The organism is Pseudomonas typographi (assembly GCF_014694385.1).
In the GTDB taxonomy this organism is placed as follows: domain Bacteria; phylum Pseudomonadota; class Gammaproteobacteria; order Pseudomonadales; family Pseudomonadaceae; genus Aquipseudomonas; species Aquipseudomonas typographi.
Map to the genome: position 1 here is coordinate 128,626 of NZ_JAAOCA010000015.1, position 12,754 is coordinate 141,379.

A 12,754-nucleotide genomic window follows, 5' to 3' on the forward strand; every position below is an offset into this window, starting at 1 on the left:
CAAGGCAAGTAGCGCATCACGATCGTTTGAGGAAGCAATGATGTCACCCGTATCTTTATCCCAAACCAGCAAACGTGAAACTCCGTCAACGCCGCCCTTTGCTGGCGGTGAGCGATGGACCGATACGGCGGTGAGGCTATTGGTCCGATCGCTAGTGGTCCTGCTGATCGTAGCATTGTGGTGGACCGCCAGCGCATCGGGTTCGCTTTCCGCCGACCTGCTGCCGTCGCCGGCCCAGGTTATTGCGGCCTGCGTGGGGCTGGTCAGCGATGGCGATCTGGCCCAGGCATTGTCCATTTCTCTTTATCGAGCGTTTGTGGGTTTTTTCATCGGCTCGGGCATTGGTCTGGTTCTTGGGTTGTTTGCCGGCCTGCTGAAAGTGGGCGAGCAGTTGGTGGACGCGCCTATGCAGATATTCCGGGCGATTCCTTTCATTGCCCTGCTGCCGCTGTTCATCACCTGGTTTGGCATCGGTGAGTACTCGAAGGTCATGTTGATCATTTCGGCGACCATTTTCCCGGTGTACCTCAATACCTATGGCGGGGCGCGCAACGTCGACAAGAAACTCATCGAAATGGCCCGTTCGTTCAAGTTGTCCAGCGCTCGCATCGCATTGCGCATCGTCTTGCCGACCAGCTTGCCGTCGATTTTCGTCGGCCTCAGGTATTCGTCGTCCACTGCGCTGCTGGCGTTGGTGGTATCGGAGCAACTCAATGCCTCCTCGGGGATTGGCTACCTGCTGATGACGGCCAACCAGCAGCAGAATTCCGACATCGTGATCGCCATTGTCATCGTCTACGCCATCTTCGGTGTGCTGCTGGATATGTTCTGGCGCCTGGCCGAACACTTCGCTCTGCCTTGGCGGGCAAAAATCGCGCTATAGCGCCTCGTACGGAAGGGAAGAGTCATGAATACAGTACGGTTGCAAGCCGGCAGCGACGCGATAGGCCCGCGCGCGCTCGCCCCCAGAGTAGCGCTGCAAGGCGTTTCGAAAATCTATAACGGTCGTGCAGTGCTCGATGGTATCGATCTGGATCTGGCGCCGGGCGAGTTCCTCGCGGTGCTGGGCCCTTCGGGTACTGGCAAGACCACGCTGCTGCGGCTGCTGGCCGGGCTGGAACGGGTCGATGGCGGTACGGTAGGGGTGCCCAAGGTGCACTCGGTGGTCTTTCAGGAGCCGCGCCTGGTGCCAGGGCAACGGGTATGGAAAAACGTGGTGGTGTCTGATCGTTGGTCTGCGGCATCGCGGGAGCGGGCGCTGTCGGCTCTACGTGAAGTCGGGTTGCAGGACAAGGCTCAGTCCTGGCCAAAGGATCTTTCCGGGGGCGAAGCTCAGCGTGTCGCCCTGGCCCGCGCACTTGTTCACGAACCGGAGTTGTTGTTGCTCGACGAGCCCTTCGCCGCGTTGGATGCCTTGACGCGGATCAAAATGCACGCACTGGTCGATGAACTGTGGCGGGCGCACCTGCCTACGGTGGTGCTGGTGACCCATGACATCGACGAGGCGCTATTGCTCGCCGACCGTGTCATCGTATTGCGTGAAGGCAAGGTGCAACGCGATATCGCACTGTCCGAGCCACGCCCCAGAGATCGCAGTAGCGCGGTGCTGGGCCGGCTGCGCACTGGCCTGCTACGCGATCTGGGTGTCGATCAAGGCCAGCACACTGGCGTCGCGCAGCAGGTGACGGTATGAACGCGCGTCGACTGCCGCGCCTGCTGGCCGGCGTGCTGCTGATAGCCGGCTCGGTCGGCGTGTCGGTCACGGGTTGGGCACAACCGCCCCGTCAGAAGTTGATCATCGCCATGTACGAGTCGGCCACGCCGAAACTGGCCAAGGCCTCAGGGGTGTTCGACGGCACGCCTTACGATCTGGAGTGGGTGATCTTGCCCGGCGCCGCTCAGCAGATCTCCGCGCTGTATGCGAATGCCATCGACCTGGGCTGCATCGGTGATACCGGCTTGGTGTTCGAGGCAGCCAACTCGGCCAAGGACTGGTCGGTCAAGGGCGGGCAACTGGTCAATTTCGCTGCCTGGCAATGGGGCTATGCGTCGTCCGACCCGATCATGGTCACCGCCGTGCGCACGGACAAGGGCATCAACAGCCCCAGGGACCTGGCCGGAAAAACCTGGGCCTACAATTTCGGCGGTACCTCGTTCGCGCTTTATAACGCTTCGCTGATCAAGGCCGGCCTCAAGCCCGCGGACATCAAGCCGGCGCAAATGGTCGATGCCTACGCCGGTTCCGTGGCCTTCGCCCGGGGCGACGTCGATGTGGTGTCGGGCGATTACTACTCCATCAAATCCCAGGTCGAATCGGGCAAGGCCAAGGTGATGTGGACCGCTGAAGATGCGGGTGTTCCCGACCTCGGTGTCCTGGCCGCCAAGCCACAGGTTCTACAGGAAAAACACCAGGCGATCGCCGACCTGCTGGTGCGGATCGGCCGTTACAACGTTTGGTATCACCAGAACCCTGAGCAAGCCCAGTCCATCATCGCCTCGGCGCTCAAGTTGAGCCCGGAACGCGCTGCCTATTTCTGGTCCACCAATCGCTGGAACTACATTCCCATTTCCGAGCGTTTCCTGGCCGAGCAGCAAAACAACGCGGACCTGTTCTACGGCGCCGGTGCGCTGAAGAAAAAGGTTGATGTCAGGTCACTGTGGACGACCGAATTCGATGCGTCGACGGCCGTTCAGCCTTAGCTAACGCCAAGCCATGACAGGCCCGCAGGTACCGTGCGCCTGGATTGCGCTCCTACACTTTCATTTGTCGCTCGAGAATCATCATGTCAGACAGCACCCCGCATCAACGCGACTTTTTTGACCAGCACACTGATTTGCTCGCACGCGTGAAGGAGCAGGCCGCCGACCGTGACCGCACCGGTGAGTCGCCGCGCGAGCTGATCGCCGAATTGAAGCGCCGTGGCTTCACTGCTCTGCGCCTGGCGCATGAGCATGGCGGGCAGGGTTATTCGGTCCAAGAGCTGATCCGCTCGGTAATCACCCTGGCCTCGGCCGACTCCAGTGTTGCCCACGTCCTGCGGTCACATTTCGGGTTCGCCGACTCCGTGCTGCTGTCCAAGACGCTGTCGGCCAAATGGCTGGGGCACATCGCGCGCGGTGAAACCTTCGCCCCGGCGATCTCGGAAAAGACCTCACCGCGGCCCATGGATGTGCGCTCGGCCTTGCAGCCCGTCGATGGGGGCTACCGCCTCAGTGCGCTCAAGAGCTACACCACTGGGGCCCTGCATGCCGACTGGGTGTATGTATCGGGGCTCGACGAAGCTGGCGTCGCGCGCATGGCGACGGTGCCTGCCGAGCGCGATGGCATCACGATGCTCGACGATTTCGACGGTATCGGGCAGCGCGCGTCCTCCAGCGGATCTGTGCGTCTAAATGACCTGCGGCTGGGCCGCAGCGAACTGGAAGTGGAGCTCAGCTACAACGATCCACCCATTACCTATCGATCAACCTTTGGCCAGTTGTATCTGCTCGCGTTGCTGGCCGGTATCGCGCAGGCCGCACTGGATGACGCCACCACCTACGTGCTGGGCCGAGCGCGGCCGGCACAACATGGTCATGCCAGCATCCCGCGCGAGGATGTGCTGGTGCAGAGCCGCATCGGCCAGATCGCCTCGCTGGTAGCACTCGCCCGCTCGGGTGCGCTCGAGGCGGCGAGGCAGATGGACCGTGCCCACAGCGCCATCCGCCATGGCGAGGCCGAGCTTGTCTCGTTGCTGGAGCGCACGGCAGTGTTTGTGGCGTCGGTACACGCCGCAGTCTCGGCCGTGGTACTTGATGCGACCAACCAGGTGTTCGGGGTCGGCAGCGGCTCGGCTATCACCCGGGGGCAAAACCTCGATCGGCATTGGCGCAATGCCCGCACCGTCTCCAATCACAGCCCCATCGATTACAAGTACCAGGTCGTCGGCGACAACCTTTTGAACTCTGTCGCGCCCCCACAAACGGGTTACTTCTAACGCTGCACATTCAACTCATGAATCACCAGGAGGCCGTCATACCGATGTCCACGCGCAAACACATGCACTTGATGCTGCAGATAGGCATCATCGGTAATCATCACGCTGCCTGGCGGCACAAAAACAGCCGGATCAAAGAGCTGCACTCGCTCTCCTTGCACGCCGACACCGCTCGTTGGGCCGAGCAGGCATGTTTGGACAGTATCTTCCAGGCGGATGTGATCGGCCGTTGGGGTGGCGCGACCTACGCGCCGGATGATCATCTCGAGGCGCTGACGTTGCTCTCGGCGCTCTCGGCGGTGACGGACAAGATCGGGCTGATCGGCACCGTCTCGACCTCGTTTTCCCACCCCTTCAACCTGGCCCGGCAATTCGCTTCGCTCGATCACCTGAGCAACGGGCGGGCGGGGTGGAATATCGTGACTTCGGCCTATGGCGAGAAGAATTTCGGCGTCGACGAGTTGCCTCATCATGACGTTCGTTATGCCCGCGCCGCAGAGTTCGTCGAGGCGGCGTCGCAGCTCTGGAACAGTTGGGAAACTGACGCGATCGTTGCTGATACCCAGACGGGGATCTATGCCGACGAGAGCAAGATCCACCGGATCGATTTCAACGGGCCGCATTTCCAGATCCAGGGGCCTTTGAACCTGCCGCGCTCACCCCAGGGCCGGCCAGTGTTCGTGCAAGCCGGGTCGTCGGAGCAGGGCCGCGACCTGGCGGCGCGCTTCGCCGAGGTCATCTTCACCGCCCAACCGTCGCTCAAGGAGGCTCAAGCGTTTTATCGCGACATCAAGCAACGCGCGGTGGCCCATGGTCGCCACGCCGACTCGATCAAAGTGCTGGTGGGGCTCAATGCGATCGTCGCCGACACCGACCAAGCCGCCGAGCAAGTCCGCCAAGGGCTCGCCGAAGGCATCCACGAAGGTAACGGCCGGCTGCTGCTGTCAGCGATCCTCGGTGAAATCGACCTCAGCGGGCTACCGTTGGACGAGCCTTTGCCCGCGGACATTTTCCGGGAAGAAAAAGACATCAATCGCCGCCAGAGCCGCTTTGGCGTGTTCAAGCGCCTTGCCCTGGAAGATCGACTGACGTTGCGCCAGTTGATGGAAATCGAAGCCTTGGCAGCCGGGCACTGGGTGGCGACGGGATCTGGAAAAACAGTAGCGCGGCAGATGATCGAGTATTTCGACCAGCAGGCTGCGGATGGTTTCGTGTTTCTCCCTTCTCATGTGCCCGAGGGCGTGACCAGCGTGCTGCAAAGCGTCGTACCGGAGTTGCAAAAAGCCGGTTATTTCCGTACCGCCTACGAAGCATCGACCCTGCGCGGGCATCTTGGCCTGGCTCCCCTGGCGGGCTGAGGCGTGCGCGATGAATCTATTTGGCGCGCCTCGCGGCGCGTTTCACACCTACCGAGGAACACGCAATGACCCAGTACACGGAATACTTTGGCGGCACCGAATACAGATTCACCCTGACCCATGCCGGGAAGCTCTATCCGGGTGATCCTTTTCCTCACGTGGAGGAACACACGACTTACTATCCTGCCGGCGTGATCGCCTTTGGCGTCGAGGGGCGAGTGCTGCCTGAAGGCGAATTGGGCGGGCCGACCTTGCATATCTTCGATACGGCGACCGGCCAGGAGTACCTGCGCTTCGATGCGTTTCCCGGCTTCGAGCACTACCACTACCTGATGCCGGGGGTCAGTAACCATGTGGTCGGCTTCGACGGCGCCGCCAATGGCGACTTCGTCACTTGGTTGCTTGATCGAGTCAAGCACGCGTTGCCTCAATTACTGGGCCAAACCGGTGGTGCCGGATTGGTGCCGCAATTGGACGCTAAATTAGTGAAGGATGCTCTTGCGCCCATAGAAGCTGCACTCCGCCATTCGGAACTCAGCCTGGCTAACCTTCGTACCGCGCGCAATATCTGAATCTGCATTCGCCACGCGGGTTGGCTCGCGTGGCCCTGAACGGACTGCCCACCATGCATTCGTCTACATCCAAACATCCCGCGCCGTCAGGTCCTCTCCGGTATTTCGGGCTGGCCCAGCCTTTGGAGGACCAGGAGTTGCACCGTTTACGGGAAACATTTCCTGATCTGTACTTCGATGCGCTGGATGCCAACGCGCCCTCATTGGGCCTGGGCAGGGCGCAGGCGATCCTGCTGGGTTGGGATTCCCCCGCCATCGACGACCTGCTGGACCACGCACCGGATGTGCGCTGGATCCACAGTATCGGCACGGGTGTGGAAGAGTGGCTGTCACCGCGGCTTCGCGACAGTGGTGTAGTACTGACCAACTGCCGGGGTACCCGCGCAGTGGCGATCGCCGAGCATGTGCTGGCAATGATGCTGGCGTTTGCCCGTCAGTTACCGCTGTTGCTCGATGCTCAACGCGCGGCTCGCTGGGCCGCTGCACCGCTAGGAGTTTTCGAGCTGCAGGGCCAGACACTGGTGATCGTCGGCCTGGGCGCCATTGGCAGTGCGCTGGCGAGCAAGGCGGCGGCACTGGGTGTGTGCGTCATCGGGGTACGCCGTCGGCCAGCGGCCGCGCCGCCGGGGGTTACGCGGGTGGTGGGGCTTGACGAACTCGACACGGTGCTGGACGCGGCCGACCATGTGGCGATCACCTTGCCCCTCACTGATGAAACCCACGGACTGTTTGGCGCTGCACGATTGGCCCGACTTCGCCCGACAGCCCGCCTCTACAACGTCGGCCGCGGGCCGGTGGTGGACACTCAGGCATTGCTGCGGGCACTGGAGGAGGGCAGGCTGGCGGGGGCGGGTCTGGATGTCACTGATCCTGAGCCGCTGTCTGAAGACTCGCGGTTGTGGCGTCATCCTCAGGTGCTGGTCACCGCGCACACTTCGGGGACAACGCCATTCGGGTCGGCCAGAGCATTGGACGTGCTGATCGATAATATCGGTCGTGTGCGACGCGGCGAGCCGCTGATAAATCGGGTTGACATGACATCGGGCTATTAAGCCCGGTCTCCTGGGGCATCGCTGGCCACGCCGTTCGTTAGGTAAGTACGACGAGCCTCATGGGCTCATAGCGTATTGATCTAACGCATGCTCTATAAAAAATCGTGGCTCGGTGCACAAGTGTTTACAGGCGAGAGAAAGACACTCCATGAACAGTTGGGAAACCGCACAGAACGTTGATGACCTGCGCCGTCTCGCAAAAGCCTATCTGCCGAAGGGTTTTTACCAGTTCATTGCCCGCGGAAGCGAGGGCGAGGTTGCCCTGCATCACAACCGCCAGGCGTTGGACGCGGTGAAGATCAAGCCTCGGGCGCTGGTCGATGTGTTTCAACGCAGCACCCAGGTGCAGTTGTTCGGGCAGACGCTAAGCATGCCATTGATGATTGCCCCAACGGGCGCGGCCGGCTTGCTTCGCTATCAGGGCGAAGCGCAGATGGCGCGTGCCGCTGCGGCTGCTGGAATTCCTTACACGCTGGCCATGGCGACCAACACTCCGCTGGAGGTGGTGCGCCGGCACTCGTCGGGCCAGCTCTGGTTGCAGCTGTACCTGTCACCGCGCAGCGAGATCAATCGTGCGCTGTTGCAAAAGGCCTCCAAGCTGGGGTATGACGGCCTGATGCTGACGGTCGATACTCCGGTTGCGCCAAACCGCGAGTACAACTGGCGCAACGGCTTCAGCCTGCCCGTCACGCTCAACCGCCGTAACGCCTTGGACCTGCTCGGCCATCCTCGCTGGCTGCTGGGTGTCATGGGCCGCTACTGGCTGCGCGAAGGCTTGCCGCGTTTCGAGCCGTTCGAGCGTAATACCCGCGCGGGCTGGAGCACCCTGCAGCGCCTTCGCGAAGATTGGGCAGGGCCGTTGGTCGTGAAGGGCATCGGTTGCCCAGAAGACGCGGCACTTGCCGTCCAGGCGGGGGTCGACGGCTTGGTGCTGTCCAACCATGGCGCCCGCAACCTCGATAGTAGCGCGGCGCCGATCACCCTGCTGGCGCAGGTGGCTGCTGAAGTAGCTGGCAGAGTGCCCATCCTCATGGACGGCGCTATCACGCGCGGCAGTGATATCTTCAAGGCTCTGGCAATGGGCGCCAGTGGCGTACTGATCGGCCGCGCTGCGCTGTATGGCCTTGCCGCTGGTGGTGAAGCCGGCGCCGCCCGCACACTGGCATTGCTTCACGAGGAGCTTGACCGCTGCATGGGCTACGCCGGCGCGCGGACGGTGGCCGAGATTGATCCCAGTCGGATCAATTCCTAACGTATTGGCCGCTTTTAGGCGTCGACCCGACATACCCATCTGCTTGGCATCACGCGATTGCTTGGCACCGGCAATGCCGACAAACTCGTAGCCCCCCCTGCGATGCGGGGAGGGTACGTCTAGCAATATTCTTAGCCTGCAAGGTGACATTCAGAGGCCGAAAAAGGCTAGGGTGATACTATGAACACGCCGGCCTGATAGGTCGATGGTCAAAAATAGGAACATGAATTGTTGCGCATCACTCTGATTTTACTGAAAAAATCGAACGGTCAAATTAACATCGGCGCCAAAAATCCAGGCTCATGGCGTTGCATTTTTTCAGATGGTGCTAAAGGAGGCTGCGTAGATCGAGGTATCTTCCTCTCCTCCGACGTCGGTATCCCGGAAGGTCCAGAGGCGCGTAGCTGATCTCGGTTAGCACCTTCGGCGTAAGCGATGCTCGGACGAACGATCGTTCCCCCAGTTAATCCATGGTGAAGAAATACAGATGAGCCTCATTCGGACCCATGAACTAACCCCTGGAGTAATGACAGCGCACGCTGCAACCGTATCGTTAACAGCGCGCGCCTTATACGAATGGACAGCTTCAAGCGCGATTTCTAAATAGGCCTGAGAAGCCACTACCCTATTCTAAGCTGCGGCGACTACCACTTGCGGACGCGAGTTTATCGCATAGTGTGCGATACCGAAGCTCAGCGCGCCGCCCAGCAGCAACATGAAAAATGTTCCCCATGCGGCCTTTGAGACCTGCCTGGCTGCAGCATCGGCCGCTTCACGGGCCTGTTGCTCTGCCTGCTCCTTCAGTTGATTCACCTTGGCGACTGCGTCCTGATAAGCCTGAGCGTAGTTGTCAACGATCTTCTGTGCCTCGGCTGTGCTTTTCCCAGTACGAGCCGCCACAATATTTACGAGAGCTTCTTTGTCGGCTGCATTAAGCGCGGGCTCACCAGACTTCTGAATACGATCAAACCACCCCTTTAGCTGGTCAGCAGCTTGCGTCGGATCATTTGATGCCTCAACTGCCGCCTGTTGAGCATCAGCGCCCGCGGCATCGGTTTTTTGATCAAGCTTTGAAGGGTCAAGCTCTTGCTTGCCGGACTGTTTCAACGTCGTATTCAACTGCGATTTCAAACCGTCCCAGTCAAGACTGATACCGTTTGTGTCCAACTGCTGTTTGATTTTCTGGCCTACACCGGGCGCAGCGGCGGCCACGCCATCCGCAGCTAGCGAAAGCCCCTTGCCGGCAATATTTCCTGCGGTACCAACCAAGGAGCCCGCTAGCGAGGCAATTAGCCAAGTTGTAAATAAGGTGCTCATCGTCCAGCTCAGCAGGCCATGCAAACCGCCCCGATCAGGCGCCGTACGGCCGGACACCCACGCGCCTACAGCAATGGCGAGCAGCGTGCTCACGAAGAGCCACGCGCCAGCGCCCGTTCCGAATCCGCGCAGCGGATTGCCTTGCTCCATCGGGGCTATGGCTCCTGCGCCTATCGCCGTGCCCAGTACGCTCAGTGCAAGATACGTGACCAAGGTAATGGCCGCACCGGCAAACACCGAGCTCCATGACACTCTGAACGGCGATGCGCTGTTAACGCTTGAAGGAGCTATGTAGGTTGAAGTCATATGCGGTTCCTCTAATGCAATGGGCAGTGCACTACCTGCATGGATATGAATGAACTGCCTTTATGGTATGGCGGTCGTTAGGTTTTGTTGCAAAGCAGTTATCAGTTTGGTTATACATGGAGCGGATGTATTGGTGCATTTGCACGGTATGAACTGGTGCATTCGCACCGACCGTAACGCCGCGTGCTCCACTATGCTTAGCCCAGCAGTTCGGACAGACTGCATATCTCGACCCCTAAGTTCAGCGTGTACGTAAATCGCCAGGAGATGACATGACAGAAGCCGTGCTTGCCCGTGAGACCAAGCGTCGCCAGTTACAGCACATCATCTCGGGGTTATCGGACGGGGTGATGCTGATCGAGGTTGACCAAACGATCATCTGGGCTAACGAAGCCTCACTACGGATGCATGGCGTTGATGACATAAGTCAGTTAGGCGCCAACGGCGATTGCTACCGAGAACTGTTTTCGCTGCGTTATCGCAACAACCATTTTCTTGAGGTTGACCAATATCCGATCAGCCGAGTTGCCGCAGGTGAGGTATTCAGCGATGTCCTTATCGAGGTGAGTCGAGTGGGTGATGAGGACGAGCGCCGCAGAGTGCACCGAGTTCGCAGCCTGATACTTGAAGACAGCAGTGGTGCGGTTGAATCACTAGTGTTGATTATGGCTGACGCTACCGAATGGGCCATTGCCGAGCAACGCTTCGAGAAGACTTTCAACGCGAACCCTGCGCCTGCAGTCATTTGTCGTTTGAGCGATTTGCGCTTTGTCAAAGTGAACCAAGGTTTTCTCGAAATGACCGGGCACTCAAGGGAGGACGTCATCGGTCGTTCGGTTTATGAGGTCGACGTACTGGAAAATGCTGAGCGCAGGGATTTGGCTATTGAGCGACTAGGCCAGGGCGCAACCATCCCGCAGATGCAAGCGGAACTCAAAATGCCCGAGGGCGGCACTAAATTGGTCATCGTTGCGGGGCAGCCTCTGGATATGAACGAAGAAGACTGCATGCTTTTTTCATTCATTGATCTGGAGACAAGGCGCAAAGCAGAAACAGCTTTAAGGCAAAGCGAAGAGCGGTTCGCCAAGACTTTTAGACTGACCCCGGTGCCCATCTTTGTATGCACTGCAGATCGGCAACAAATCGTGGATGCTAATGAGGCTTTTTTTACCGCCTTGGGCTTCACCGCCACTGAGCTGATTGGCAGGACAGTTACCGAAATGGCCTTTATAAACGATGGGACTGCCACCGACCCGCTGTTCGATGTGCTTGAGACGACTGGACGCATTGAAGGGCGGGACTTAAAGGTCCGCAAGAAGAGCAATGAGATCATGGACTGTGTGCTCGCCGCGGACACTGTGACTATTCAGGACAACGCCTGTTACCTGTTTGTCTTCATGGACATTTCCGAACGCAAACGCTCTGAGCTTGAGCTTGTCGAGGCTATAGAAGCGGTTATGAAGGACGCGTCCTGGTTCAGCCAGACACTGATCGAAAAGCTAGCGAACGCGAAACGGGTCAATGCTCACAGCCAACCCAGCGCATCGTTTACCGATCTGACGGCGCGCGAGCGGGAGGTGCTAGGTCTGATTTGTGAGGGTCTGGCTGATAAAGAAATTGCCGCTCGACTCAACCTTGCGCTCAATACGATTCGAAATCATGTGGCGACGGTTTATTCCAAACTAGGCGTCCACAGCCGAGCGGAGGCGATTGTGTGGGCCAGGCAGCGTCACCTGTTCGCAGGTCAGGGGTTGAGCAGACGGTGAGTAGTGGTGCAAATGAACCAGAGAATTTGGTGCAAAGGCATCATTCGGAAACTGTTCTGGGCGCTTAAATTGTGTTGGTCTCTCGCCGGAATAACGTCGAGAAATATTTACTTCTGAGAGGAGACCATGAAACCTGAACAGGTTAAAGGCGCTTTGGAACAAGCCGCCGGCAAGGTGCAGGGTGTCTTGGGTGAGCTGACAGGCGACAAACTCACCCAGTTTGAAGGGAAGGCGCGGCAGTCTGCAGGAGAACTGCAGGAGCGCTATGGGGACCTGCTGGACGAGTGGGCGACCGTCCTTCAACGCAGACCCCGTACTACGCTCTTCGCCGTTGCTGGGATTACATTGGCTGTCGTGTGGCTACTTAAGCGCCGCCAGATTTGACGTCTACGTTTCGGATGAAAGCCTAGGTCAATTTTCCAAGGCAGAAATTGTTATAAGTTTTGGTTGACACTGCGAGATCTCTGTGATGTCGCAGTAAATAGTGGTCGAGCTACGACACCCATTTCTATCGGAGATAAATCATGAGCGGCACTTCAGACAAGATCAAAGGCTTGGCGAATCAAGCGGTAGGTAACGTCAAACAAGGTGTAGGTAAAGTCACTGGAGATGAGAAGCTCCAGGTCAAAGGCAAAATTCAGGAAAAGAAGGGTGAAGCCCAAGAGGTCGTTGGAAAAGTAAAGGATGCGGTGGATAAAGATTGATCGTTCTAGACGTTAAACGGCCCTCCGTTGGGCCGTTTATTTATAATCCATCAATCTTAAATTCGTTAGTGTAGTGGTCAACTGATCCCGGACACGGTTTTAAGTTTTTCTTCAGTTTTCGCCGGGGCCAACCCATCGTTAAATTGATGCGTTCGGATCCAGTTGTAGTGATGCATCAGATACTGGCTGATGTCTCTCTGTTAACGCCAGAGCAGGATTGACCCAGTTACCGAAACTTCACTGACCCAGGCTCCTAACTTGGGAAACATCACCAGTGCTGGATTTTTGCCGATTGGTGTTGGGTCAGTGTGGCATCGGCCACTGGGGATGCGGACAAAAACTTGGACTGGTTATGCCGCGAGACCCAGGCTCTCACGATACTCAATGGGACTAAGAGCGCCGAGGGAAATCTTGATTCTTTTCTCGTTGTACCAGCGAATGTATGAATCC

At 58.7% G+C, this 12,754-nt stretch carries 14 protein-coding genes and 1 pseudogene; 12 read left to right on the top strand and 3 right to left on the bottom strand.

The genetic code is table 11. The features are described from left to right. The first annotated feature begins 139 nt into the window (after positions 1-139). The 9 genes from HAQ05_RS13640 to HAQ05_RS13680 all read left to right on the top strand — a co-directional run bounded on the left by HAQ05_RS13640 (position 140) and on the right by HAQ05_RS13680 (position 8,619). On the top strand, positions 140-883 hold the full coding sequence (locus HAQ05_RS13640; protein ID WP_190421441.1) for an ABC transporter permease: 744 nt from the start codon (positions 140-142) through the stop codon (positions 881-883). 24 nt (positions 884-907) lie between these two features. Then, positions 908-1,693: an ABC transporter ATP-binding protein gene (locus HAQ05_RS13645; RefSeq protein ID WP_190421446.1), complete on the top strand. Its 786-nt coding sequence runs from the start codon at positions 908-910 to the stop codon at positions 1,691-1,693. After that, complete coding sequence (locus HAQ05_RS13650) at positions 1,690-2,700, top strand: ABC transporter substrate-binding protein (protein ID WP_190421447.1); 1,011 nt, start codon at positions 1,690-1,692, stop codon at positions 2,698-2,700. Before HAQ05_RS13645 ends, HAQ05_RS13650 begins: the two co-directional genes overlap by 4 nt. A gap of 83 nt (positions 2,701-2,783) precedes the next feature. Beyond that, positions 2,784-3,977 (top strand): acyl-CoA dehydrogenase family protein, encoded by a 1,194-nt coding sequence (locus tag HAQ05_RS13655; RefSeq protein ID WP_190421449.1) that lies wholly within the window; start codon positions 2,784-2,786, stop codon positions 3,975-3,977. Between the two features lie 44 nt (positions 3,978-4,021). Beyond that, positions 4,022-5,335, top strand: coding sequence for an LLM class flavin-dependent oxidoreductase (locus HAQ05_RS13660; RefSeq protein ID WP_190421452.1), 1,314 nt, complete (start codon positions 4,022-4,024; stop codon positions 5,333-5,335). Between the two features lie 65 nt (positions 5,336-5,400). After that, positions 5,401-5,907, top strand: a complete 507-nt coding sequence (locus HAQ05_RS13665) for a DUF7700 domain-containing protein (RefSeq protein WP_190421453.1) — start codon at positions 5,401-5,403, stop codon at positions 5,905-5,907. Positions 5,908-6,044: 137 nt separating this feature from the next. Beyond that, on the top strand, positions 6,045-6,959 hold the full coding sequence (locus HAQ05_RS13670) for a D-2-hydroxyacid dehydrogenase (RefSeq protein ID WP_190421454.1): 915 nt from the start codon (positions 6,045-6,047) through the stop codon (positions 6,957-6,959). Positions 6,960-7,107: 148 nt separating this feature from the next. Next, on the top strand, positions 7,108-8,211 hold the full coding sequence (locus tag HAQ05_RS13675) for an alpha-hydroxy acid oxidase (protein WP_190421456.1): 1,104 nt from the start codon (positions 7,108-7,110) through the stop codon (positions 8,209-8,211). A 228-nt stretch (positions 8,212-8,439) separates the two neighbouring features. After that, the gene (locus HAQ05_RS13680) at positions 8,440-8,619 is read left to right on the top strand and encodes a hypothetical protein (RefSeq protein WP_190421459.1); all 180 of its coding nucleotides are present in this window, start codon (positions 8,440-8,442) and stop codon (positions 8,617-8,619) included. Between the two features lie 222 nt (positions 8,620-8,841). Here the strand turns inward: HAQ05_RS13680 and HAQ05_RS13685 are convergent, their stop codons facing one another. Continuing rightward, on the bottom strand, positions 8,842-9,834 hold the full coding sequence (locus HAQ05_RS13685; RefSeq protein WP_190421462.1) for a hypothetical protein: 993 nt from the start codon (positions 9,832-9,834) through the stop codon (positions 8,842-8,844). Positions 9,835-10,106: 272 nt separating this feature from the next. Between HAQ05_RS13685 and HAQ05_RS13690 the strand changes: the two genes are divergently transcribed. The 3 genes from HAQ05_RS13690 (at position 10,107) to HAQ05_RS13700 (ending at position 12,304) form a co-directional block, all read left to right on the top strand. After that, a complete protein-coding gene (locus tag HAQ05_RS13690) occupies positions 10,107-11,600 on the top strand; it encodes a helix-turn-helix transcriptional regulator (protein WP_190421463.1) in 1,494 nt (497 codons plus the stop codon). A 126-nt stretch (positions 11,601-11,726) separates the two neighbouring features. Beyond that, complete coding sequence (locus tag HAQ05_RS13695; protein ID WP_190421464.1) at positions 11,727-11,984, top strand: CsbD family protein; 258 nt, start codon at positions 11,727-11,729, stop codon at positions 11,982-11,984. Positions 11,985-12,124: 140 nt separating this feature from the next. Beyond that, positions 12,125-12,304: a CsbD family protein gene (locus HAQ05_RS13700; RefSeq protein ID WP_190421466.1), complete on the top strand. Its 180-nt coding sequence runs from the start codon at positions 12,125-12,127 to the stop codon at positions 12,302-12,304. 77 nt (positions 12,305-12,381) lie between these two features. Here the strand turns inward: HAQ05_RS13700 and HAQ05_RS13705 are convergent. Both HAQ05_RS13705 and HAQ05_RS13710 read right to left on the bottom strand, forming a co-directional pair. After that, a pseudogene (locus HAQ05_RS13705) lies at positions 12,382-12,504 on the bottom strand (IS3 family transposase); the annotation flags it as partial. Between the two features lie 150 nt (positions 12,505-12,654). Beyond that, a partial coding sequence (locus HAQ05_RS13710) for an IS3 family transposase (protein ID WP_169836660.1) occupies positions 12,655-12,754 on the bottom strand: 100 nt, incomplete at its 5' end.

Bases quoted from the DNA above. Each gene is read 5' to 3' on its own strand.
- HAQ05_RS13645 (WP_190421446.1), top strand. From the start codon at position 908: ATGAATACAGTACGGTTGCAAGCCGGCAGCGACGCGATAGGCCCGCGC.
- HAQ05_RS13650 (WP_190421447.1), top strand. From the start codon at position 1,690: ATGAACGCGCGTCGACTGCCGCGCCTGCTGGCCGGCGTGCTGCTGATA.
- HAQ05_RS13655 (WP_190421449.1), top strand. From the start codon at position 2,784: ATGTCAGACAGCACCCCGCATCAACGCGACTTTTTTGACCAGCACACT.
- HAQ05_RS13660 (WP_190421452.1), top strand. From the start codon at position 4,022: ATGTCCACGCGCAAACACATGCACTTGATGCTGCAGATAGGCATCATC.
- HAQ05_RS13665 (WP_190421453.1), top strand. From the start codon at position 5,401: ATGACCCAGTACACGGAATACTTTGGCGGCACCGAATACAGATTCACC.
- HAQ05_RS13675 (WP_190421456.1), top strand. From the start codon at position 7,108: ATGAACAGTTGGGAAACCGCACAGAACGTTGATGACCTGCGCCGTCTC.
- HAQ05_RS13685 (WP_190421462.1), bottom strand. From the start codon at position 9,834: ATGACTTCAACCTACATAGCTCCTTCAAGCGTTAACAGCGCATCGCCG.
- HAQ05_RS13690 (WP_190421463.1), top strand. From the start codon at position 10,107: ATGACAGAAGCCGTGCTTGCCCGTGAGACCAAGCGTCGCCAGTTACAG.
- HAQ05_RS13695 (WP_190421464.1), top strand. From the start codon at position 11,727: ATGAAACCTGAACAGGTTAAAGGCGCTTTGGAACAAGCCGCCGGCAAG.
- HAQ05_RS13700 (WP_190421466.1), top strand. From the start codon at position 12,125: ATGAGCGGCACTTCAGACAAGATCAAAGGCTTGGCGAATCAAGCGGTA.